Origin of the sequence: Streptomyces sp. NPDC048290, assembly GCF_040652095.1 — a bacterium.
Classification (GTDB): Bacteria; Actinomycetota; Actinomycetes; order Streptomycetales; family Streptomycetaceae; genus Streptomyces.
The window spans coordinates 68,263-90,802 of record NZ_JBEZLM010000019.1; the positions used below are offsets into that span (position 1 = coordinate 68,263).

General features: G+C 69.2%; 21 protein-coding genes. 11 read left to right on the forward strand and 10 right to left on the reverse strand.

Annotation, left to right across the window (positions count from 1 at the left end; translation table 11 throughout):
* Positions 1–45: 45 nt before the first annotated feature.
* The 3 genes from AB0D49_RS28585 to AB0D49_RS28595 form a co-directional block, all read right to left on the reverse strand.
* Positions 46–909 carry a fumarylacetoacetate hydrolase family protein gene (locus AB0D49_RS28585; RefSeq protein ID WP_362762528.1) on the reverse strand — a complete coding sequence of 288 codons (864 nt, stop codon included), beginning with the start codon at positions 907–909 and terminating at the stop codon, positions 46–48.
* Between the two features lie 33 nt (positions 910–942).
* The gene (locus tag AB0D49_RS28590) at positions 943–1,887 is read right to left on the reverse strand and encodes a VOC family protein (protein WP_362762530.1); all 945 of its coding nucleotides are present in this window, start codon (positions 1,885–1,887) and stop codon (positions 943–945) included.
* A 111-nt stretch (positions 1,888–1,998) separates the two neighbouring features.
* Complete coding sequence (locus AB0D49_RS28595) at positions 1,999–2,388, reverse strand: hypothetical protein (protein WP_362762531.1); 390 nt, start codon at positions 2,386–2,388, stop codon at positions 1,999–2,001.
* 646 nt (positions 2,389–3,034) lie between these two features.
* Between AB0D49_RS28595 and AB0D49_RS28600 the strand changes: the two genes are divergently transcribed.
* The gene (locus AB0D49_RS28600) at positions 3,035–4,474 is read left to right on the forward strand and encodes an aldehyde dehydrogenase family protein (RefSeq protein ID WP_362762533.1); all 1,440 of its coding nucleotides are present in this window, start codon (positions 3,035–3,037) and stop codon (positions 4,472–4,474) included.
* 202 nt (positions 4,475–4,676) lie between these two features.
* On the opposite strand, the gene AB0D49_RS28605 is transcribed toward AB0D49_RS28600, so the two are convergent.
* The gene (locus AB0D49_RS28605; RefSeq protein WP_362762535.1) at positions 4,677–5,273 is read right to left on the reverse strand and encodes a TetR family transcriptional regulator; all 597 of its coding nucleotides are present in this window, start codon (positions 5,271–5,273) and stop codon (positions 4,677–4,679) included.
* A gap of 63 nt (positions 5,274–5,336) precedes the next feature.
* On the opposite strand from AB0D49_RS28605, the gene AB0D49_RS28610 reads away from it, so the two are divergent.
* Positions 5,337–6,224: an NAD(P)H-binding protein gene (locus tag AB0D49_RS28610; RefSeq protein ID WP_362762537.1), complete on the forward strand. Its 888-nt coding sequence runs from the start codon at positions 5,337–5,339 to the stop codon at positions 6,222–6,224.
* 775 nt (positions 6,225–6,999) lie between these two features.
* Here the strand turns inward: AB0D49_RS28610 and AB0D49_RS28615 are convergent.
* Both AB0D49_RS28615 and AB0D49_RS28620 read right to left on the reverse strand, forming a co-directional pair.
* Positions 7,000–8,853 (reverse strand): FG-GAP-like repeat-containing protein, encoded by a 1,854-nt coding sequence (locus tag AB0D49_RS28615; protein WP_362762539.1) that lies wholly within the window; start codon positions 8,851–8,853, stop codon positions 7,000–7,002.
* Between the two features lie 70 nt (positions 8,854–8,923).
* Entirely contained in the window at positions 8,924–9,670 is a 747-nt protein-coding gene (locus tag AB0D49_RS28620) for a hypothetical protein (RefSeq protein ID WP_362762541.1), read from the reverse strand.
* Positions 9,671–10,171: 501 nt separating this feature from the next.
* Between AB0D49_RS28620 and AB0D49_RS28625 the strand changes: the two genes are divergently transcribed.
* Entirely contained in the window at positions 10,172–11,293 is a 1,122-nt protein-coding gene (locus tag AB0D49_RS28625; protein WP_362762543.1) for a hypothetical protein, read from the forward strand.
* Positions 11,294–11,336: 43 nt separating this feature from the next.
* Entirely contained in the window at positions 11,337–11,831 is a 495-nt protein-coding gene (locus tag AB0D49_RS28630; RefSeq protein WP_362762545.1) for a hypothetical protein, read from the forward strand.
* Positions 11,832–11,982: 151 nt separating this feature from the next.
* On the opposite strand, the gene AB0D49_RS28635 is transcribed toward AB0D49_RS28630, so the two are convergent.
* Complete coding sequence (locus AB0D49_RS28635) at positions 11,983–13,509, reverse strand: RICIN domain-containing protein (protein ID WP_362762548.1); 1,527 nt, start codon at positions 13,507–13,509, stop codon at positions 11,983–11,985.
* A 238-nt stretch (positions 13,510–13,747) separates the two neighbouring features.
* Positions 13,748–14,317, reverse strand: a complete 570-nt coding sequence (locus AB0D49_RS28640) for an alpha/beta fold hydrolase (RefSeq protein WP_362762550.1) — start codon at positions 14,315–14,317, stop codon at positions 13,748–13,750.
* Between the two features lie 297 nt (positions 14,318–14,614).
* On the opposite strand from AB0D49_RS28640, the gene AB0D49_RS28645 reads away from it, so the two are divergent.
* The 5 genes from AB0D49_RS28645 to AB0D49_RS28665 all read left to right on the forward strand — a co-directional run bounded on the left by AB0D49_RS28645 (position 14,615) and on the right by AB0D49_RS28665 (position 18,943).
* Positions 14,615–15,202 carry an XRE family transcriptional regulator gene (locus AB0D49_RS28645; RefSeq protein ID WP_362762552.1) on the forward strand — a complete coding sequence of 196 codons (588 nt, stop codon included), beginning with the start codon at positions 14,615–14,617 and terminating at the stop codon, positions 15,200–15,202.
* An 804-nt stretch (positions 15,203–16,006) separates the two neighbouring features.
* A complete protein-coding gene (locus AB0D49_RS28650; protein WP_362762554.1) occupies positions 16,007–16,195 on the forward strand; it encodes a hypothetical protein in 189 nt (62 codons plus the stop codon).
* A 591-nt stretch (positions 16,196–16,786) separates the two neighbouring features.
* Entirely contained in the window at positions 16,787–17,365 is a 579-nt protein-coding gene (locus AB0D49_RS28655) for a DUF3592 domain-containing protein (protein WP_362762556.1), read from the forward strand.
* Positions 17,366–18,017: 652 nt separating this feature from the next.
* Entirely contained in the window at positions 18,018–18,449 is a 432-nt protein-coding gene (locus AB0D49_RS28660) for an iron-sulfur cluster insertion protein ErpA (protein ID WP_362762558.1), read from the forward strand.
* Entirely contained in the window at positions 18,446–18,943 is a 498-nt protein-coding gene (locus AB0D49_RS28665) for a hypothetical protein (RefSeq protein WP_362762560.1), read from the forward strand. The genes AB0D49_RS28660 and AB0D49_RS28665 overlap by 4 nt, the downstream gene beginning before the upstream one ends.
* Positions 18,944–19,770: 827 nt before the next feature.
* Here AB0D49_RS28665 and AB0D49_RS28670 read toward each other — a convergent pair.
* Complete coding sequence (locus tag AB0D49_RS28670) at positions 19,771–20,037, reverse strand: hypothetical protein (RefSeq protein ID WP_362762562.1); 267 nt, start codon at positions 20,035–20,037, stop codon at positions 19,771–19,773.
* An 851-nt stretch (positions 20,038–20,888) separates the two neighbouring features.
* Between AB0D49_RS28670 and AB0D49_RS28675 the strand changes: the two genes are divergently transcribed.
* Positions 20,889–21,338, forward strand: coding sequence for a hypothetical protein (locus tag AB0D49_RS28675; RefSeq protein ID WP_362762563.1), 450 nt, complete (start codon positions 20,889–20,891; stop codon positions 21,336–21,338).
* A gap of 60 nt (positions 21,339–21,398) precedes the next feature.
* A complete protein-coding gene (locus tag AB0D49_RS28680; protein ID WP_362762722.1) occupies positions 21,399–21,665 on the forward strand; it encodes a hypothetical protein in 267 nt (88 codons plus the stop codon).
* A gap of 47 nt (positions 21,666–21,712) precedes the next feature.
* Here the strand turns inward: AB0D49_RS28680 and AB0D49_RS28685 are convergent, their stop codons facing one another.
* Positions 21,713–22,519 carry a TetR family transcriptional regulator gene (locus tag AB0D49_RS28685; RefSeq protein WP_362762565.1) on the reverse strand — a complete coding sequence of 269 codons (807 nt, stop codon included), beginning with the start codon at positions 22,517–22,519 and terminating at the stop codon, positions 21,713–21,715.
* Positions 22,520–22,540: the final 21 nt, after the last annotated feature.

A 22,540-nucleotide genomic window follows, 5' to 3' on the forward strand; every position in this document is an offset into this window, starting at 1 on the left:
CTGCTCTGTTCTCGTTGATGGTTGATGGTTGGGGAGCGGGGCCGGTCAGCTGGAACCCTGTGCCGCGTAGCCCGCCACCAGGCGGTTGCTGAGCGAGCCGATGCCCTCGACGGTGCTCACCAAGGTGCCTCCTGGCTGTAGGTATCGCTCCGGGTTCCGGCCCATCCCCACGCCTGAGGGGGTGCCGGTGAAGATGATGTCGCCGGGCAGGAGTGGGACGACGGCGGAGATCCGCGCGACCAGCTCGGGCACGGAGAAGATCAGATCCTTGGTCCGGCCTGCCTGGAGCACCTCGCCGTCCAGGGCGCAGGACAGGGCCAGGTCGTCAGGGTCGGTGAACTCGTCGACGCTCACCAGCGAGGGGCCGATCGGGCTGAATCCCGGGTAGGACTTGCCGAGGGAGAACTGCGGTACGGGCCCCTCCAGCTGTACCGTCCGCTCGGACAGGTCCTGACCCACGGTCAGGCCCGCCACATGGCTCCATCCGTCCTTCTCCGGCACCTGGTGTCCCGCGCGCCCGATGACCGCGACCAGCTCGACCTCCCAGTCGACCCGTGCGCTGGGCAGGGTCACGGTGTCGTGCGGGCCGGCGATGCTGGAGAGGTACTTCGTGAACACCGCCGGTGCGGTGATCTCCGGCCGTACTCCGGCTTCGGCCACATGCGCCCGGTAGTTGAGGCCGATCGCGAAGACCTGGGCCGGGCGCAGGACGGGGGCGCCGACCTGGGCGGGCGAGAAGGGCACCGCGTCATCCAGCGAGCGGCCCTCGGCCCACTGCGCGAACTCGTCCCACCGAGGGAAGACCGCGTCGGGCTCGGCCGCGAACCTGCCGTCGCTCGCCGTCTCGACGTCCAGTGCCCGGTCGCTGTGCAGCAGTGCCAGCCTGCCGTCGATTCTGCCAATGCGCATGACTACTCCTGTGGGTGTGCGGGCGAAACGGTGTCAGCGCGGGCTGTGCGAACCGGTCATCAGCGCGGCGAGGTCCTCGGGCTTGATGAAGGACGGCGGCAGCGGCGGACCCCAGTTGTAGATCCCACGGGCTCCGTCGACGGTGGACGGCTTCCACAGCTGGTCGTCGACGATGCAGTCGAGGTCGCTGTAGTACTCGGAGAAGTTCCCGGCCGGGTCCTTGAGGTACCAGAAGAAATTCGAGCCGATGTGGTGGCGGCCCAGTCCCCACACATGCCGCTCGGGGTGCTCCTCCAGCATGGCGGTGGCGCCACGGCCGACCTCGTCCACGTCGTCGACCTCCCACGCCGTGTGGTGGAGGAAGTCCACCGGAGCCCGCTGGATGAGAATGTTGTGATGGTCGGTGGAGCAGCGCAGAAAACTGGCCAGGCTGGGCACGTGGTCGGTGGCCTTGAAGCCCAGGCCCTCGGTGAAGAAGCGCTGGCTCGCGTCCTGGTCACGCGAGCCGATCACCACGTGACCGAGCTTGCGCGGCTGCACGCGGTTCGTCCGCTCCACGCCGGGGGCGCGGCCATTGGGCCGGGAGGGGCGACCGGGCCCGTTGTAGGGCACCTGCTCGGCGGGAGTCTGCTTCAGGTGCGCGGCGATCTCCAGAACCACCGTCAGATGGGAGTTCGGGTCGGTGACCCGAAGCGACGTCGCGCCCCGCTCGGCCGGAACGTCCAGCTTCGCCAGGCTCGTGGCCACGCGGTCCAGGTCGTCCTGGTCGTCCACTCCGACGCCCAGCTCGACCAGTCGGCGTTGCGCGGAGTGGGCGAGCTTCAGCTGCTCACCGCCCTCCTGAGTGGCGAAGCGGCGGACCTTTCCGTCGCCTACTCCGTCCCCTACGGGCGTCAGGCCGAACTCCTCGTAGTAACCGGCCGCGGCCTCGACGTCGGGGACGCCGAGCGTGATCGACGTCAGGCGGTGCAGAGCCATCGCGTTCTCCTTGAGATGTGTAGGTGCGTACGCCGGTTGCCGACTGCGGCCTGGGCACGGACGACACACATGAGTCGCTGAAGTGGGGGGCTATGGACGAGGGGGAGCCCCTCAGTCGCGTGTCCATCGCAACTCGGTGCGGCGGCGCCCCTTGATGTCCGTCGACAGAGTCAGGCGGTCGCCGTCGAGCTGCGCCCACCGGACCTGGTCCTCGGTGAAGGGCGGCAGTCCGACCCGCACGATGTGCCGGAGCACCCCGTCCCTGTCGATCTCGTAATCGCCGAGGTACGCCACCGCGGGCGCGTCGGCGTGGCCCGGGATCACCACCGCCACCTGCCGTGCCGGGCCGTAGTGCAGTCTCCCCGGCGGACGGTGCCCGTACGGCTCCCGCAGGACAGTGTCGTTCGCGTCCACCTCGCGGACGCTGCCCAAGGACCACGTCCCGACGAGGGCCGCGGCCCAGTCGGGCCGGGGAGTGGATGGCTTCTCTCTGCTGCTCATGTCGCTTCCTCCCGTCCCAGCGTCAGCAGTCCCCGACGCGGATCATGTGTCGCGCTCGCCTGCCGGGCCGCTGATCTCCGAGCGGCCCGCCGCCCCAAAGTATCGTCATTATGCGAGATTATCGAAATTCTAGCAAGCGTCGATATCGCCCGAGGTCAGCGCGTCAGTGGGTGGTCACCAGTGGACGGCGTCATGAGTTCTGGACCTCTCCCGCGCAGCCGTCGACGGCCCCCGAGGCCGGGCGTGAGGGCATCCAAGGGGGGAGCCAAGCCCGGACGAGATCCCGTCGACCGGGACAGGACGGGCAGCGGACACCGCCTGATCACCGACGCCACACGCCCCTGCCCGGCGGCGCCCGCCATCACGTCACCCAGCCGACGCGACTCCTGGAGGGCTGCCGCCGGTAGGCGCTGCGCCGCCCCGACGCGATGCCGGGCGACCGGCTACGACCATGACACGCACCGGCGACTCAATCAGCCCCTCAGAGGGGGTGCGGTACACCCAGGTTCGCGGGACCTTCTTGTCGACTGCCCCAGGGCTGACACTCGCCTCGCCGACAGCCGTCGGCACGTCCGACTCATCTCTCTCCCGTGTCCCGGCGTCCAGCCGGACAGTCGGACGCGGGACCTGAATCACGGAGCAGCACATGTCGTACGACCTCGGCGCCTCAGGGGCGTTCACGCTGACCATCGGTGGCCGTTCGGTGGCCGGTGAGTCGACCTTCGGCGTAGTCAATCCGGCGACCGGCCGGGTGGTGGCGGCTGCCCCGGACTGCACGCGGGAGCAGTTGGACGAGGCGGTCGCGGCGGCACGGGCGGCGTTCCCGGCCTGGGCCGCCTTGGACATCGCGGAGCGCCGGCGCCATCTGGTGTCGATGGCGGACGCGGTGGATGCCCACACACAGGATCTGGCGACCCTGATCGTCCTGGAGCAGGGCAAGCCCCGCCCGGTCGCGGTCGCCGAGGTCGCCGGGCTGGCGATGTGGCTGCGCAGGACGGCGGAACTGGAGTGGGAGGAGACGGTCAACCAGGACGACGGGGAGCGCCTGTCGGTGACCCGGCGCCTGCCGTTGGGCGTGGTGGCGGCGATCACCCCATGGAACTATCCGGTGGGACAGGCTTCCTTCAAACTGGGACCGGCGCTGCTGGCGGGCAACACCGTGGTGCTCAAGCCGTCGGCGTTCACCCCGCTGGCGAACCTCCGGCTGGGCGAGGTGTGGCGGGACCTGCTGCCGGCCGGTGTGGTGAATGTGGTGACGGGCAGCGGGGACCTGGGGTCATGGGTGACCGGGCACCCGGGTTTCGACAAGATCAGTTTCACCGGGTCGACCCGGACGGGCCGTGCGGTGATGGCGAACGCGGCGCAGCGGCTGGCGCGGGTCACCCTCGAACTCGGCGGAAACGACGCGGCGATCGTGCTGCCGGATGTGGAGGTGAGTGAGGTGGCGCCCCAGCTCTTCTGGGCGGCGTTCGCCAACAGCGGCCAGATCTGCCTGGCGGCCAAGCGGCTGTACATACATGAGGACGTGTACGACGACCTGGCGCGCGAGTTGGTACGGCTGGCCGAGCAGGTGCGGGTCGGGGACCCGTCCGAGAGCGAGGTGGATCTGGGGCCGGTGTCCAACCAGCGCCAGTACGAGTCAGTCGTCTCGTTGCTGAGCGACTGCCGGGATCACGGCTACCGGTTCCTGACAGGTGGGCTGCCGGAGACCGGCACCGCAGGCTTGTTCGTGGCACCGACGCTGGTGGACAACCCGCCCGACTCCTCCCGGATCGTTCGCGAGGAGCAGTTCGGTCCGGTGCTGCCGCTGCTGAAGTACCGGGAGGTGGACGAGGTGGTGCGGCGGGCCAACGCGAGTGAGTACGCGCTGGGGGCGTCGGTGTGGACGGGTGACCCGGTGGTGGGCTTGGAGCTGGCCAAGCGACTGGAGGCGGGCACCGTGTGGGTGAACGAGGTGATGCACCTGGACCCGCTGGTGCCGTTCGGTGGCCGTAGGCAGTCCGGTATCGGGGTGGAGAGCGGGCTGGCGGGACTGCTGGAGTTCACCGAGTTGCAGACTCTGAGCGTACGGCGGTCCCGGGGCTGACGGCTCGGGGCTCGGCGCGGAGCTGGTGGGACGGCGTGGACAGTGGCTTTCGGTGACGGCGGGTGCTCGCACCTGGACTCGCCGTGTGCGGGGTCGGAGCCTATGCCGTGCGCGGCGTACGCAGCGGGCGGCCGGACCGGGCCCGTGGTAACAGGTACGCCGGGCCGTCGAGCCTGCTTCGCCCCGGAGTCTCGCCTGCCAGTCACCGCAGTTGGTCGAATGCCTGGTCGGCGTCGGCCGCGGCTTCCGGGTGTACGTCGTGCGCGGTTCGACCGTCGGCGATCTTCTGCCAGTTGGCGCGGGCGAGTACCCGTTGGACCGCGAGTACCTGAGCGGCTCGCAGGTGTGCCTGGATGCCTTCGCCGAGGGCGTCCGCCAGCGCCTCCTCGTCGTCGAGTTGGTAGCGGGTGAGCCGTCCGGCCAGGCTCGGCGTGGTGAACACCAGCCGGTGGAACGCCACCACCTCGGGATGATCGTTGAGGCCGGTGACGGGGTCGTACCGATCGAGGGCGGCCCGGAAGTGCCGGTGCAGGGCGGTCATCGGCTTGATGCCGGGGCCACGGTCGCGTACGACGCGTGCTGCTTCGCCCTGGTGGTCCGCGAACCGGTGCAGCACCAAGTCTTCCTTGGTCGGGAAGTACCGGAAGAGGGTCGGCTTGGAGACCTCGGCCGCCGCGGCGATGTCGTTGACCGAGACACGGTCGAAGCCATGCTCCAGGAACAGCGCGACGGCCGCGTCGCCGATGGCGTCGCGCGTCCGCTCCTTCTTGCGGGCCCGCAGCCCCGTCGGCTCGCTCATCTGACCAAGGTAACACTAGTGACTGAGTTGTATTTTTAACCGAGTAACGTTTTCATGGACGGCATGAACCAGATGGACACTCCTCCCATCCTCGTCACCGGCGCGACGGGCCGGATCGGCCGCGTCGTCATCGACCAACTCCTCGACGCGGGCGCGCCGGTCCGCGCCCTCATCCGCCGCTCCGAGGCGGCGGCGACGCTGTCGGCGAAGGTCGAGATCTTCACCGGCGACCTCACCGAGCCCGAGACACTCGACCCGGCATTGCAGGGCGTCGGTGCGGTCTTCCTCCTCTGGACCGCCCCGCCCCAGACCGCCGCGGCAGCCGTCGAACGGCTCGCAGCCCATGTGCGGCGGGTCGTCTTCCTCTCCTCCCCGCATCAGACGCCGCACCCCTTCTTCCAGCAGCCGAATCCCATGGCGGCGCTGCACGCCGACATCGAGCGGCTCATCGAGGCCACCGGACTTGAGTCGACGATCATCCGGCCGGGGATGCTCGCGTCGAACTCGCTGGCCTGGTGGGCGCCCGCGATCCGGGCCGGTGAAGTCGTCCGGTGGCCCTACGGCGCCGCCGAGACGGCACCGGTCGACGAACGCGACATCGCAGCCGTCGCGGCGCGGACGCTCTGCCAGGACGAACACATCGGAGGCGACTACGTCCTCACTGGCCCCGAGTCACTGACCCAGGCCGCGCAGGTGGGCGTCATCGGTGACGCGCTGGGGCGCCGGATCGCGTTCGAGGAGATGACCCCGGACGAGTTCCGAAGCCTGTCGGAGGGCACGGCGCCCCGTTCGGTCGTCGACATGCTGCTCGCCGCGTGGAGCGCGGCGATCGGACAGCCCGCGTATGTCACCAGCGCGGTGGCCGACATCCTGGGGAGGGCGCCGCGCACGTTTCGCCAGTGGGCCGGTGACCATGCCGCCGCGTTCATGGAAGATCCGGAAGGTTCTTGACACGCTGTCTGGCCCTGTGTCCAGGGAATCCGGTACAGGGCGAGGGAGCTCGCGCGGGGTCCCGGTCGGTCGCCCGGTCCGTGCCGTGCCGTGCTGTCGGTGGCGTCGTACTCGCGGACTGGGGCGACGGGACCGACGAGGTGGTGGTCCGCGTCGGGGGCGGGCCGTACGGGCTAGTCACCATCGACCTTTCGTGACCCGGGTGATCACCTCCGACGGCGTCCTCCCGCCGCGGTTCGGTCTGTACGTGCTCGTGCAGGTCCTGGCGTCCACGTCGTTCGCGTTGTTCATCCGGGAGATCCGGCGCGCGCATCTGTACCGGGCGGATGCCCCGCCCGGGGTGTTCGCCGAGAGTCTGGTACGCAGCGTCTGCCTGGCCGCGGTGTTGCGTTCCTGCTGGGTCCCGCCTCGTACCTGTGGTGGCTCGCGGCACCGACCGTGCTCGCCGTAGCGCGGTGCATCCAGCGCCGTACCTCCGTCGAGTAGCGGACGGGGATCGTCCGGCCGGGCCGGTCGGGCTGTGCCTTCTGAGAGGCCGGCGTGGTGGTCGGTGGGGTCGGGGCCTCCACTCATGCCAGGTACGCCACCGCTCGCCCTTCACGGCTTCCTGGCGCAGTGGACCGGTGCCGCCCGGTGAGCATCACGTCGTGTCAGCCCGCGATGGCCAGACGTGCAGCCCAGCGGGTGAGAACCTGCCGGGCCGCACGCCCCTGGCGGCACCAGGACCAACACGCCCCCGGAACTACCGCGTGCCGGAACTACCGAGCCCCCGGAACTACCGCGTGGTCCGGAAGCGGCGGTAAAGGTTCCGGGCCACGTACACCCCCGGCCCCCCGAAGCCGACGATGTCGACGCGGCCCTCACCCGTGATGTCCGCGAGGAAGCGCGGATGGCGGCCGACCCGCCAGGCGCCCGCGTCCTCGTTGTAGCCGAACCCCCGGCACACCAGTTGCGCCTGCTCGAACAGGCCGTCACCGCGGCCGTGCGACACCCAGACCCCCTCATTGCCGAAGCCGACGATGTCCGGACGGCCGTCGCCTGTGACATCGGTGAGGAAGCGGAGGTGCTTCGCGCTCGTCCAGCCCTGGGCGGAGCCGAAGTCGTTCAGGACGATCCGGGCGGGCTCGAAGGTGCCGTCCCCGCGGCCCTTGGCAACGACCACGCCCTGCGGTCCGAACCCGACGAGGTCCGGAGTGCCGCCCTTGGCGGCCGGGGCCAGGAAGCGGGGGTGCTCCGCGACCGAGCGCCAGCCCTGGTCCACGCCGAACTCGGCGAGCACATAAAGGGGGTCGGCGAAGGCGCCCGCCTCGTCCTGGAGCGACACCCAGACACCGTCACTGTGGCAGCCGACGACATCGAGCCTGCCGTCACCCGTGGTGTCAGTGAGGAAGCGCGGATGCTTCTCCACCCGCCAGCCGCCCGCCCGATCGCTGTAACCGAAGGCCCGGAGTACCGGCTCGTCGGCGACCGGGGCGAAGGCGCCCGCCTGGTCCTGGAGCGACAGCCGGAGACCGTCGTCGTGGAAGCCGACGACATCGAGCCTGCCGCCGCCCGTGGTGTCGGCCAGGAGGCACGGATGCCGGTCGGCGCGCCAGCCGCCGCCCGGTGCGCCGTGCCCGAACGCCTTGACCACCGGTTTGCCGCTCCCGGCCGCGAAGGTCCCGCCCCCGGCCTGCGGGAACACCCGCACACCGTCGGCGGCGAGCACGACCGCATCGGGCTTCCCGCTGCCCGTGGTGTCCGCGAGGGCCCACAGGTCCGAAGGGCTCGGGGACGGGACGGGCGGGTGCAGGACGCGCTCGGCGCCGAACGTGCCGTCACCTCCGGTGGCCGAGGCCACGGCTCCCTTCGTGGGCTTGAGCGCGACGATGTCCGCCCGCCCCGAGCCCGTGGTGTCGGCGAGGAACCGCGCACCGGTCCCCGCCCACCGCTCCGGCTGGGCGCCGGGAGGAGAGGTGGCCCCGTCGCCCTTCCACTCCCCGGCGACCGGGTCGCTGCCGAACTGTTCGAGGACCAGCAGCAGATCACTGAAGGAGGGCGTCGCACCGGGCACCGGCCGCAGCGCTGCGGAGCGGTCCAGCCGCCAGGACCGCCGTCCGTTCCAGTGACTCCGCGATCCCCAGCGCAGCGCGAGGTCGCTGGTGCGCTCGGGCGCGGCCGTGACGAACCGCCACCGCTGGCTCGCCGCGCCCTCGTCGTACGCGCGCAGCACGACCCGGGTGTCCTCCGCACCGGGCTCGTCGAGGTCGAGTACGGTGCCGTCGGTCGCGGTCTCGATGAAGTACAGCCCGGCCTCTCCGTCGACCGGGACGACATGCCACCGCTGGCTCTTCTTCCCGGCGGCGGCGACCCCCTGCCGTAGACCGCGGTCCGCGGCGGCGGGGTTGTCGAGCACCTGGCCACCGGCGGCGTCACGGATCGCGTACGCGTGGCCGTCGCCGTGTGCCTTCCCGCCCTGCGGCGCCCCGGGCACGGGGACGAGCTGCCACCGCTGCGGACCCGGGCCACCGGCGGGGACGTCACGGACGACGAGTGTCCCGTCCGCGCTCGGCGCGACCCTGGCGCCGAGGGTCTTTCCGGTGACGGCGTGGACGATCTCCAGTTTCAGTTCTTCCCTGGGCACGGTCATCGTGGTGCCTCTTCCAGATGGGTCGTTCGCGGGCTCGGGCTCGGTGCGGCTCCGGCACCGTGGTGGCGGATCACGTGAAGACGTGGTGGTAGGGGACGTTCCACTCGTTGGGCAGCCGCGGATAGAAGGTGTTGATGACCGTTCCGGTGAAGTCGCCGCCCCAGTTGTAGGTGAGGCGTGCCTCGGCGTCCGCCGTCACCGCGTGGTCCTTGAAGCCGAGGATGGCATCGGGATGGGTGATCGGGACGAAGGTGATCCCGCCCCACGGCGTCACCGTCACCACCCAGAGCTGAGTGTCCTCGATGGCGCCGTTCTTCCCCCGCCACTTGTCGCCGACCTTGTCGGGGAGACCGAGCTGCACGGTGTCGGCCGTGCTCTTCGGCGCCTCCTGATGGACGGAGATACGCCGGCGCCTCGGCTTCGGCACCCCGTCGTCACCGCGCCCGGTGTCGGCCCTCCCCGCACCGGCGGCACCGGCGGCACCGGCGGCTACCGCGGGCGTGGGCGGCACCTGCCCCGCCGCGCTCTCGATGAAATAGAGCGGTCGCTGTCCGAAGAAGCCGCCGGGGGTGATGTGCCAGAGGTGACCCTGAGCGTCCTTGGTGGCCGGGTCGAGCGCGGTGGCCAGCTTGACCCCCTTGTCATGGCTGTCCTCCTTCAGCTCGACGGGCCGCAGATAGCCGCCGTTGAAGGCATGGACGAGCATGACCGGCCGGTTCTCGATCAGTGCCGCCACGATCGCGTTGTCGTAGCTGTTCACCGCCACCGGTCCGCCGACCACCAAGTTCGACATGACCGTGCGTTCTTGGGTGTACATCGCGGAACCTCACCTGTCCCTGAGAATGAAGAAGCAGCGTGCCGGACATCCGGCGCGAAATGGCCCACAAGACGAATCGCCGCAGAGCAATTCAATTCCGGCCGAAGAAGCCCACCGGAACGCCCCATCGCAACGCTCAACCCGAGCGCCCAAGCGGGGACGTCCAACCGAAATGCCCGGCCTAAAACACCCGCCGGAAACGTCTGGACGACTCACCCGAATACCCCCATAGCCCCGCCCGCACGAGCTACCGGAGCCCGAATGCCCGCGGTGCGACATGCCCGATGAATCGTCGCCCCGTGGGCCGACAGCGTCGCAACTTACCTTCGCCGCAAGGGAGTTGATGACCTCCGTCGACATATGTCACCCGAATGGGCGGGATGCATGACAGCCCCCTCCACGGAAACGGGCGCCGTGTTAGCTTCGGTTTTCGGAACGTACGAGATGCCTGTTTTCAATTCACCTGGCACGGTTCACCCGAATTCAGCCGAGGATGAGGAAATGCCTTCCCACGCGTACAACCTGGAACGGGCCAAGCGTCAGCCACTGACGAAGAAGAACCTGCGGGAACTCAACATCGAACAGACCTGGCAGTCCATCCTGGACCACCCCAACCTGGTCTACGTCGACGACTACGGTGTGCGGCACAAGCCCGTGGGGTTCTCCGTGAACAAGTCGAGCTTCGGCTCCTTCCCCGGGTCCGCCTTCCAACTGGGCTGGCTCGCCTACATGAACCTCGGGGAGCCGCTGATCGAGGAGCGGCGCGGCATCGGCCAGCCGGAGCCCGACACCTTCTCCTCCCGCGCCTATGTCAACCGCAGCCTCGCGACCCCGATGAGCTTCACCGACTCGGTCGAGTTCACCGTGTCCAACGAGGTGACGTGGTCGCTCCAGGGGGAGACCCAGCTCACGTTCGGCGGCAAGGTCGGCGCGGAACTCCAGCTCCAGCTCCAGAAACAGCTCCAGCTCGACCTCCAGGCGCAGCTCCAGGCCGAGCTGCAGAACCAGCTCCAGAACGAGATGGCGAACAAGGCCACGAACACCGTGACCAACGAGAACAGTAAGGACGACATGGGGGTCGACACCGCCAACGGCACCGAGAACGGCGTCACCAACTCGACGACCAACAGCGTCACCAACACGGCGTCCAGCTCGGTGACGGCCTCGACGGCGTTCACGGCCACCGGCAGCGCCACCGGCAGCGCGGAGCTCAACGCCCAGTTGATGCTGGGCATCACGGCGTCGGTCGGCGGCACCCTGACGACCAGTTGGGCCTCGAAGTCGGAGATCTCCGGCACGGTGGAGCCGGATTCGCGGGTCGAGACCATCGTCACCCAGCGGCGCGCCCGCAAGGAGTACACCTACGAGATCCCGGTGACCTTCTCCGGGCTGCTCGCGGTGCAGTACGACGTACCGGTGGCCGTCCTGTCCCCGCCACAGTCCGGGGACTACCCCGCTCTTGAACGCGTGGTCGCCCGTGACATCGCCGACCTCGACCTCTCCGGTGGCGGCTTCCGCATGAAGGGGCTGGCCGAGGTCGTCTCCGCGCTGGAGGTCCACCACACCATGTTCGACGGCGAGAGCCTGACCGGCAGCGACCGGGCACTGTACAAGACACCTTGATCCCGCGGCCTGTGCGCCCGGATGACGACCAGGAGTGACCACCATGGTGTTCCACAACATCTTCGGCTCCGCGGACAGGGGAGCCGGCCTCTTCTCGGTGACCACCGACGCCGCCAAGCCCCGGCCCGGACAGGGCGTCGACTTCGAGGACTCCGACGACCACACCTACGACGACACGAGCACCAGCCTCTTCAGCAGCGCGATCCACGGGGCCTCGTCCCGGGCCCAGGTGGTGCAGGAGCAGTCACCTGAGGCACGAGCCGTCCTCGGCTTCCTCGGCGCCTTCATCGAGACCACCCAGTCGTCGGCCGACGCCCAGGCCCGCTACGCCGGAGACCCCGGTTCGGTGTCCACGGCGGCGTCCGCGCGGATGCAGGAGTCAAGCCCGACCGTCGCCGAGCACGGGGATCTCCAGAAGGACGAGGACCTGGAGACCATGCCGCGGAAGAGTGAGTTCACCCAGCCGCCCAAGGCGCCGCCGACGCCCAAGGCGTCCAAGCCGACCGCCGAGAATCCATCGCAGTCATCGGGTTCGTAGCGCTCGTAGCGCTCGTAGCGTTTGTGGCGCTCGTAGGGTTCATCGGAATCATTGGGTTCGAAGGGTTCGTGGGTTCTGGGGGCTCGAAGGGTTCCCGGAAGTAGGGCCTGCCTTGGGGGCAGGGGCGTCCTCGCCCCTGCCCCCCTTCGCGTCACACCGGAAGCAGGTGCCACTGCCGGTCGCGGTGGTCGCCGTCCGACCCGTGCTGCTTGATCACCGTACGGGCGTTGGTGTCGACCCGCAGGAGCAGACCACTGTTGCGATTCGCGATCTCGTACACCCTGGGGCTGGCGTCCGCCGAACCCACCGGGATCAGCCGCCACTGCTGGTGGTGTGCGTCGCCCCCCTCGTAGGCGCGCTGCGCGACCACCGCACCGTTCCTCCCCTGCGCCCCGACGACCTCCAGGACCTTGGCGCTGCGCAGGTTCTCGATGGTGTACAGGACTTCGCCGTTGTCCTGGCCCGCCACGACCATCCGCCACCGCTGGTGGTCCCTGGAGATGGCGAGTTCCTGGTGGACCTCGGCCCCGTCCTTGGTGGATTCACGCAGGACCGCCATGCGCAGTCGGCTGCGGACACTGGCCCAGGAGACCACCGTCCCGGAATCGGGGAGTCCGGCCATACGGGGGGAGGCGATCCTCCGGATCCGGTTGTTGACGTGGTCGGCGATGTAGACGGTGTCGACACTGTCCACGGCGAGCCCGTACAGGGCGTTCAGCTGGGCCGAGGTGGCGGGTCCGCCGTCGCCGCCGAACCCCGCGGTGCCCGTGCCGGCCGCCGTGCTCATCTTCCCGTCGGCCGTGACCTTGCGGACCCGGTGGTTTCGGTGGTCGGTGATCCAGAGGGCTCCCGTGCTGTCCGCCACGACCCCCAGCGGGAGGTTCAGCTGGGCAGCGGTGGCCGGGCCACCGTCCCCGGCGAACCCTCCGGTCCCATTGCCCGCGACCGTGCTGATCTCGCCGTCGGTGGCGACCTTCCGGACCCGGTGGTTCTCGGAGTCGGTGATGTAGAGGTTGCCGGCGCTGTCCACTGCCACCCCGTACGGCCGATTGAGTCGGGCGGCGGTGGCCGGGCCGCCGTCCCCGGCGAACCCCGCGGCCCCGTTCCCCGCGACGGTGCTGATCACCCCGTCGGCGGCGACCCTCCGGACCCGGTGGTTGTTGTACTCAGCGATGTAGAGAACGCCGCCCTTGGTCGCCGCCACCCCCAGCGGGAGGTTGAGCTGGGCGGCGGTGGCTGGGCCGCCGTCGCCGCTGAACCCCGCGGCCCCGTTGCCCGCGACGGTGCTGATCACCCCGTTGGTGGCGACCTTACGGACCCGGTGGTTGTTGGCATCGACGATGTAGAGATTGCCCGCGCCGTCCACCGCCACCTCGCGCGGACCGTTCAACTGGGCCGAGGCGGCCGGACCGCCGTCCCCGCGGAATCCGGCGGCCCCGTTGCCCGCGACGGTGCTGATCCTCCCGTCGGTCGCGATCTTCCCGACCCGGTGGTTGTTGTAGTCGGAGAAGTAGACGGTGCCGTTGCTGTCCACCGCGACCCCGTACGGCCGGTTCAACTGAGCTGCGGTGGCAGGCCCGTTGTCCCCGCTGAAACCGGCGGTCCCGGTCCCCGCGGCCGTACTGATCGGCGGAATGGGGTTCCCGCCACCGGTGGTTGCCGCCTGGGCAGTGCTCATCGTCGTCCCTTCACCCTCAACTGACTGCCCTGCACGGGCAGTTGCGAACCGGTACCAGATAGTCACACTGCTGTCGGGCTGACAAGCACACGTATGGGTGAACCAGCTCCTCCCCGCTCCGCAACGGGCTGTCCCCGGAGGCGCGATCGGGATCTCATGCCCGAGGGCGTTGCCCGGGGCAGGCGACGGAAGGACGGGCGGGCGGTCCGGGATCGGCCGCATCCTTGCGGCGCGGGCTTCACGGGGCAGGCGTGCACTCCTCGGCGCAGCGGGCCAGTCCTTCCGCCATGCCCTGCATGAACCTTTGGAGATAGCGCGGCATGATCCAGCCCATCAGCCAGTTCGTGTCGTAGGTGCCATGCCAGTGGATGACCGTGCCCGAATCCGCCGTCGGTGTCAGTTCGATGCGTCGTCCGGGAACTGGCTGGCGTACTGGAAGGCCACCGCGGCGCCGAAGTTGCCCGATGACACGGGCGTCACGGACCCCGAGCCGGTCGGCGATCAGTGTGTGCACATACCGCGCCAGCGTGGCCTTGTCGTAGCCGGTCGGTGTGCCGGTGCTGTCTCCCAGTCCGGGCAGGTCGACGGCGTACACGGTGTGGTGCTTGGCGAGTTCCGGCATGATCGGCCACCAGCCGTACCAGGTCTGTGGCCAGCCGTGGATCAGCACGACCGGTGTGCCGCTGCCGCCGGTCACGTAGTGCATACGGACGCCGTCGACGTCGGTGAACTCGTGCTGGAAGGTGTTCGCGGAGGCGGGGTCGTCCTGGGTGACTGCGGCGTGGGCGGGAGCGTCGTGGTCGGCCACGGGCGCGGAACAGGCCGCCGTGCCGATTGTGAGTAGGAGCGCGAGCAGGACGGCGGTCAGTGGGTGCGCGGGTTGGCGGAAGCGGCACGGTAGTTGCCGTGATGCTGAGTTCATGTGTTCCCGTCCTGGGGGAGGCGGATCAGCGGCCGGTCGAGCCGTCGCATGAGTGGGCGTGCGCGGGTGGGCCCCCTACGTGGCATGTGTGGCGGCCGGTCTCCCTGAGTCTCGCCAGGCACCTTGCGCCTTGGCACGGAATCTTGCGGTTACGGCAAGATGGGGCGCATGGATATGGGTCGCATGGGTCACTCCCAGACCGACGACGACGTACTCGACAGCGTGGGCCCCCGCCTCCGCGCGCTGCGCCGGGACCGCGGCATCACCCTCGCCCACCTCTCGGCGACGACGGGCGTGTCCGAGAGCACCCTGTCCCGGCTGGAGAGCGGGCGGCGCCGACCGAGCCTCGAACTCCTGCTGCCTCTGGCGCGTATCTACGACGTTCCGCTGGACGACCTCGTCGGCGCCCCGCGCACCGGCGACCCCCGGGTACACCTCAAGCCGATCAGACGGTTCGGAATGACGTACGTGCCGCTGTCCCGGCGACCGGGCGGCGTCCACGCCTTCAAGATGATCATTCCGGCCCCGCCGCAGCCACTTGAGCCCACCCCGCAGACCCACGAAGGCTGCGAATGGCTCTATGTGCTCAGCGGACGTCTCCGGCTGGTCATCGGCGAGCGCGACCTCACGCTGCCGCCGGGTGAGGCGGCTGAGTTCGACACGTCCCTGCCGCACTGGTTGGGGAGCGCCGATGGCGGAGCGGTCGAACTCCTTATCCTGTTCGGCGCGCATGGGGTACGCACCCATGTGCGCGCCAGTGCCCGCCGATGAGCCGACACGTAGCTTTGAAGGCGGTGAAGGATTGAGTTGTGCGCGGTCTGAGCGGCGGGCGGGATGCGGTTCGGCGCTGAGGGACCGTTGGAACGCCTACGAGTTGGCCGGGGCCATTCGGCGGATGAGACTGTTTGTCCGGTCGGACGGTGCGGTAGGCGGGGTCGAGGTCGTCCACGCGCTGGACTGGCCTACACGACTGGAGCAGACAGCTTCTCGTCGTGCGCCCAGCACGCGATTCCCCCGTGCTGGTTCGATGTTGACTCGCTTGGGCCAATGCCGGAACGGCCGCAGTTGATAGCCCTGAGTGGACGGGGAGATGTCCGTCTTCCCGGCAATCGAGCAGCTTCGACCGGACCGTTGACGCCGCCGTGTTGTATGAGGGACCAGTGCATGATGTGCCTCACAAAAGTGCCGCGACTCCCGTGCAACCAGTCCGCCGTTTCCCGCGTATGAGCCAGTGACCACTTCAGTTCGATCAGGGGGACACACATGCGCAGTATGCATCGGATCTTCAGCATGGGAACGGCCGCTGTCGTGCTCGGGGCAGGGCTCGTGGCTGGTTCTGCGGGTGCGGCTCAGGCGGCGGCGTCGGACTGTACGGGCGGCAGGGCCGGATTCACCGACATCCCCGACAGCCTCGCCGGGCAGGGCGTGGGTGGGGCGGGTGCGCTGGTGATCGATCACCCCCACGCGGTCGTCTCTTACGCGATGCAGACCGGGAACGTCGGCGGGAGGTCGATGGGGTGGGGTGTGCTGAGCAGCGGGAGCACATGGGGTCCCAGTGCCGTGGGAGCGGTCTGGATGGATGTCACCAACGACAACAAGGCGTCGTGGATCCAGTGCGGCCCGTTCACCCTGGGCTCGGCCAACGGCAGGATCACGACTCCGGCCTATCCGACCAGCAGCTCCTCCAGCCGGGCCTTCCGTGTCTGCGCCCAGTTGACCAGCGCCGTCAGGGACTCCGGCATCACCTGCACGCCCTGGTGGTAGCCGTCGGCGGGCAGCGCGACTCTGATTGCGGTACTCGTCTGAGCGATCGGGCGCTGACCGGCCGACCCTTCGGTACCTGGGACGTGGGCCGGGCTCCGGGTGGGGCCCTGACCGTGCCAGCGGGGTAGACGTTGCCCGGCTCTGGGTGAGGTCTGCCCGGCAGTCAGGTGTCGTCATCGAGCGCAGGCAACTTGCCGCGTGCTGCCGATGTCCCGGCAGCACGCGGCAGGAGCCGAGCCGCCCCCCCCCGGCGGCGCATCGGGTGTCGGAGGGAGCGTACGACGTGCCGGACCGCGACTCCCGATGTGTCCCCTCCAGTCGGCGGGCGGAACGCACCGGGCCGTGGTCCGGCCATCCCGTCCCTCTCAAGGTGGAGGACCTGAACGTCATCGGCGTCGTCCTCGGCTGCGGGATCGGCGATCTCCTCATTCCCGAGCCGGAGACGGTGCACTGGCCCTGGCCGGGCGGAGACGGTCTGGGGACCGTCGCACCGAAGGTGATCCCTTCGGCCTGCCGGGCAGGACAATGAGGCGACTCGACCACGGGGGAGCCATGACACGCGGGAGTCGGCAGAGCGGCAGGACCGTCGGCGTGGGCCGCGGACAGGTCTACACACCTCCGGGCGTCGCGAGAATCTACCAGGCGCTCGGCTACACGGTTGGTCTGCTGGGCGGGGTGGCCTTCGTCGTCATGGGCTCCTTTCTCGCGTGGGACAACGTGTCTGCGCGGTGGTACTTCCGTGATGCCGAGAGGGTGTCAGCAGTGGTGGTCGAGGCTGACTACGTGAAGCCGCAGTGGAAGCAGGGAGCCTCGTTCATCAGCGTCGACGTGGCTGGAGCCCACGATGTCCGAGCGTCCGTCGACAACGTCTTCCAGGCTCCTGATGGCCTGTCGGCGGGCGACCATGTCACGGTTCTCTACGATGCGTCACGACCCGGTCATGCGTTGTTCCCCGGCCAACTCGGCTGGACGAAGCTGATGGTTCCCGGCGGACTGTTCTTCCTTGCCGGTCTTGTCCCGATCATCGGGTACGGCTGGGGTTTCGCCAGGAGGGTTGCGGTGTACCTCCGGAAGCAGCGGAAGCGCTACGCCGCGCGCGCCGAGGCCCGCTTACCGTGGGCGGAGCGGACTGGACCGGTCGGCGGAGGGATCGGCACCACCGGGTGCTGAACATCGGTGGGGGAGTGTCGGACGTCGCAGTGACCGGCAGACGTATCGCTCCCGGCGCCCCTGAGGACTGTTTGCACGGGCGAGACCGGCGAGTGTTTGCAGGCGGATTGGGAGAAGCCCGCAGTGCACCAGGATGGCCCAGCCGGGGCGGAGCCCGACGTGACGGCGAGCGGCTGTACGCGACCCATCTGGCGCATGAAGGAGCGGCGGAGGGTGGCCGTGATGACGCCGTCCTTGTCGGCTCGGTCGGTGAGCCGGGCGAAGTGGCGGCCAGTGGACGCGGGATGTCGAATTGCGCGCCCGTGGTCCGCTTGTCGCGGCCCGGCGCCGAAGTGCAGTCGGGCTCATCGTGCGCAATGACGGCGGAGATCGCCGATACGGCGCGGACGTCCCGTAGTCGCGGGGATCACGGCCGCGGGGCCGAGCGGGTGCCTGCCCTGCTTCCTAGTGAGTGGGGGGGAGAGGGGGTACGCGTGTCCGAGCCCGCGGACCAGATGTGTCTGCCGGTCCGGGCATCACAACTGACCTCGTCACACGGGGAATCGGCCGGTTCACGGCATACCTGGGCGCGCTATGTGAACCTCAGTCCCGCCGTCCACCGTGATCTCATCGGTGCCCGAAAAGACCTGGGCCCGGCCGACAGGAGGGCGTAGTGCCAGAGACGACGTATGCCGTCGAGCTCACGCAGGCGGCGGTGTCCAAGGTCACCGACCTGCTGCAACGGGAGGAGCCCGGACTGGCTTTGCAGGTCTCGGTGCAGCCGGGTGGCTGCTCGGGGATGCGGTACCAGCTGTTCTTCACCGACACATACGCCAAGGCCCTCGCCAAGACGCTGGCAGAGCGGGACGGCGAGGGATTGGCCGAGGTGGACGACCCGCAGACCGTGGACCAGCGTGCGGCTCTCGTCGCTGACAGGATGTCCGTGATCTGGTTCGACCGCTTCGCCATGGTGATCGACCCATTGAGCGGCCCCTATCTGCGGGGAGCGAGCATCGACTACCTGGACACACTGCAGAAGTCGGGCTTCGTGATCGAGAACCCGAACGCGAGTGGCTCCTGCGCCTGCGGCGACTCCTTCCAGTGACCCCGCGGAGCGACGCCGCCGAGGTGCCGCTTGCCTGGCTGTGCGCGCAGGACAGCGCCAGTCGCCTCCTCGCACACGGCCAGCCACTCTGGTCACAGGCATCGTTCGAGTACCGCGCCGCGCACGACGTCCTGGCCCTGACACTGCTGTTCACCTGCCCGCCCGGAGCCTCGCCCGGATTCACCCCGGCAGACCTCGGAGCCATGCACGCGAGGGTGGCCGATGATGTCGAATGGGCCCTTTGGTGTCACGCGCACCTCGACGCCGGCACCTGGAGCTTGGCACCTGCGGACTGGACACTTGCCAGAGTGGCCTTTCGCTGGCTGGAGTCGAGCAGGCTGCTGGGCGGCTCTCCCGACGCGACGCTGGGAATCTGCGCAGCCACGGCAACACGCCATGGAGCGGGTGTCAGCGTCGGCGTGACGTTGGCTCGGCGAATGCTCGACCCGTGGGCGTATCAGTATCAGCCCGGCCAGGGGGCCGACGCCGAGTAGCGGTTTCCGGCTGCCAAGGCCGAGCAGCGTGACGCTCCCGCGAACGCTTCCCCGGGACCAGGATCAGGCAGCAAGCTCACCTTCAGGGCCCTTGTCTTGATCGGTGCACCTTGGTCGGAGCAAAGGATCAGACGAAGGCCGCCCCCCTGTCCGGCGAACACCCAGGTGAGCGCTCCAGTTCTTCCACTCCCTGGCCCGGGGGCCACGGCCCACAGGGCCGGGCGGCGTGCCTGTGAGACGTCTTGGACGTGCCAGCGTTCGTGGGTGGCGCCTTCGTCGTGCCACTGGATGAGATTGGTGTGCCTTCGTCCGTCGAGTCCTCGTACACGTCGAGATCCTTGCCGCTCGTGACGTTGATCAGCCTGACCTTGCGGGTGGTCCTGCGGTAGCCGAAGAAGCGCAGCCGGACCCGGGGCTCTCCGTGGTCCAGGACTGTTGGGGACTCCACGGTCGACTCCACCGCCTCCACGCTTGCCTGGACGGCATCGGCCCCGTCCGGGCGCAGTGTCGAATCGACCACGGCCTGCTACACCTGGACCTGGATCTGCACCCACCGGTCGCGGTGGTCGCCGCTGTCCTCCCCCCCCCAGCGGTCGGTGACGATGAACAGGCCCCCCGCCAGTCACGGGACCGTCCCAGAAGGTGGCGCCGGAGCGTCCGAAACTGTCACCGGCGTTCATCTACTCGATCGTCGGGGCCACATGACTCCCCCTGGCGCGGCCGTTGGCGCTGACGAAGCTGAAGAGCAGCTCGTCAGAGGCCATCGACAGGCATCGCGCGCTTCCCCACGAGCGCAGGAGGACGTACGTCTCGCCCTCGCGGTCCGGCTACCAATCCCACGGCATTCCGGACTGGACGATCACGAACAGGATGAAGCCGACGATCAGGAGACAGCCGGGTACGGCGAGGCAGCTACAGCAGGCGTCGTCGTCGGGTACGTCCTCACCGTTCGCGCGCCGCACCCCGCGCTCCACAGCGCGCTCCATCTCCCACTTGTCCATGCATCGGATGTGCCCGGCAGCTTCGGGAGTAACCGCTTCCGCAGGCGCCCGCTGCTTCAGATGGAGGACCTGGAGACGTGGTTCGCCGGGCATGGGGGCGGAGAGTCCTTCGCTACCTGGGCGGCGGCCTGACCCCTGCTGGAGAAGTTCCGCCACGCGGTCGGCACGGCGGGTATCCAGGAATCCTGGGAGAGACGACCTTGTCGCTGGTCTGCCGCATCGTGAGCCGCTACGGGATGGAAGCGAAGGCATTGCGGTCGTGTTGTTTAGGGCGCGACTACCCGCCCAGGCACGACGGAGGGGGCGCGCAGGCCGACACCGAGTTGCTGCTGAACGCGGCCGGACGGCAGCTCCTGGCCGGCCTGTGCGGCGTCGAGGAAGACGTCCTGGCGCAGGCACTGCCTTCCTGGGGACGGCAGACGGCAAGCTGCTGGCAGGGAGGGGACGGGGTGCTGGCGGCGGTGTCGTCGCCCGCCCACCGGAGGCCGAGGAAGTTCCTGCGGGCGAGCCGGGATACCTGCACGAGGTCTCGGACCGGCCGCGGCGACGCGTCGGCAGTGGCCTCCTCCGGTGTGGAGCGCGTCCAGCAGAGGAATGTCCCGCAGCGAACCCCGATGATGCTGGGCCGGACCACGAACAGGACGACGAGCATGGTCGCGACCAGGCCGGCGGTCATCACCGCGCCCACGATGTCGCACACTGCGCGATCCCCGGAAGTCCGCTGCTGCTGGGGTCAACATCGATCACGGCTTGGGCCTCCTGTCGGTGTGCGGACGTGGCGCGTCCGACAGACAGGTGCACCGGCCGAGCCCGTCCGCGACCGCAGACGGTGACCCCATCGGGACGTGCGGTGCGACGGCGGTCGGGAATGGCCGCGCCATACACTCGCAGTGAGGGCGAAGCGCCAGGCCGAGATTCCGGCACCGGTGTGAGGGAGGGCCAGGATGTTCGGTTCGAGGAAGAAGCGCAGGGCGTCTCTCGACGATCTGATGGCGCAGCTCAGGCCCGACCTAAGTCGGGAGTCGCTCGGCGTCGGACCCGACTTCCCGGGCGTCGCCCCGAACCCGATCCTGAGCAGTGATGCGAGGAAGCGCAATGCGGAACTGCGTACGGGGGCGCTCGCGCTCGGCGTTCTCGTCGACTGGCGGGAGGTCAACAGCAATCCACGTGTGGTCCTGATGGTCGACGTGGAGACCGCCGACGGCATCGCGTTCCGCGGTATCGCAGACGAGGGCCTCACGATCACCGAACTCACCCGACTCGCCCCAGGACAGACGTTTCCCGTGCGCTACCGGCCGACCGTCATGGACCACTACGTCGCCCTTGCCCGGGACGCGGACCCCGCCCACGTGCAGCAGCTCTCTGCCGAGATCGCGAGCCGCAAGCGGACCTGACCCGAAGCCATCGGCCGGACCCCGACGTCGAAGAATCGGGGTGCGTTGGGCCGGGGAACCGTGCTGCATGGCGCGGTGGTCGATCTGTTGTGGGAGGACGTGAGCGGTTTCTTCGACCCTGACGTGGTGGGGTCGCTGCCGGACGTGCGTGTCCCGGACTCTTCGGTGGTGGACTGGCAGGCGCTCCTCGATCTTGTCCCAGCGGTGGTGGTGGCGTTGGACAGCGGGCTCGAGGACGGCGTCACGCTTCGCCCGTCCAGGCGATCGGACCCGGTCGACCCTGCGTGTCAAGAGCAACAAGATCGGCGCCTACTCCGCGTTGCTTGAATCGACGCCTACGGTCGCGTTCCTTGAGCGGCGCTACACGGGCGAGATCACGCGCCGTTTCTGCGCAGCCGTCGAGTCACCAGTCGATCGTCCGACGACAGAGGTGAGCTCGGCCGTCTGTGTCGTTCAGCTGCCGTGCGATCATCACGCCCGCCCGCATCCACCTGCGCTGCCCTGATCCGGTCCCGTACAAGTGATGTGGCGGCTTGGACGGCGTACTCGTACTCCGCGTCGCGGTCGAACCGTGCGAGATGTGGGGCGGCTTCGACGACGTGGGGAAGGCCGGAGTCCGCCAGGATGTGCTGCCGCGCGGCGATGCCGTCTTCGTCCGAGACGCCGAAGGTGGGGCCGGCCTGGACTTCCCGCAGCAGGGTGCCGATCAGCGTGGCCAGGAGGAAGCGCACCAGCCGTACCGATTCCCCGGGCGGGCAGCCCGCTGTTCTGAGTACGCCCAACAGTGCCTGGAGCGGTGCGAGCCCTTGGAAGGATGAGAGTTGGCGGGTCAGTACGAGGGGCGCGGCCTCGGGGTGGAGGAGCGCGCGGTCGCGGAAGGCGTCGGAGATCGTGGCCAGGTCGATGCCCAGGTCGCCGGTCATCGGTGGGATGGACACCCCGCCGAGGAGGTGCTCGGCGACGGCGTCGAGGAGCCCGTCCTTGCCGTCGACATGGTTGTAGAGGCTCTTGGCGTCGACTCCGAGGACTCGCGCGACGGAACGCATGCTGACCGCGGCGACCCCGTCGAGGTCGATGACCTCGATGGTGGCGTCGACGATCGCGTCCCGGGAGAGCTGCGGGGCGCCCTTGGGGGGTCTGCCGCGGCGGGCTCCGGCGTTGGCGTCCGTGGAGGGAGTCATGCGGTTCATTGTGCAGGAGCC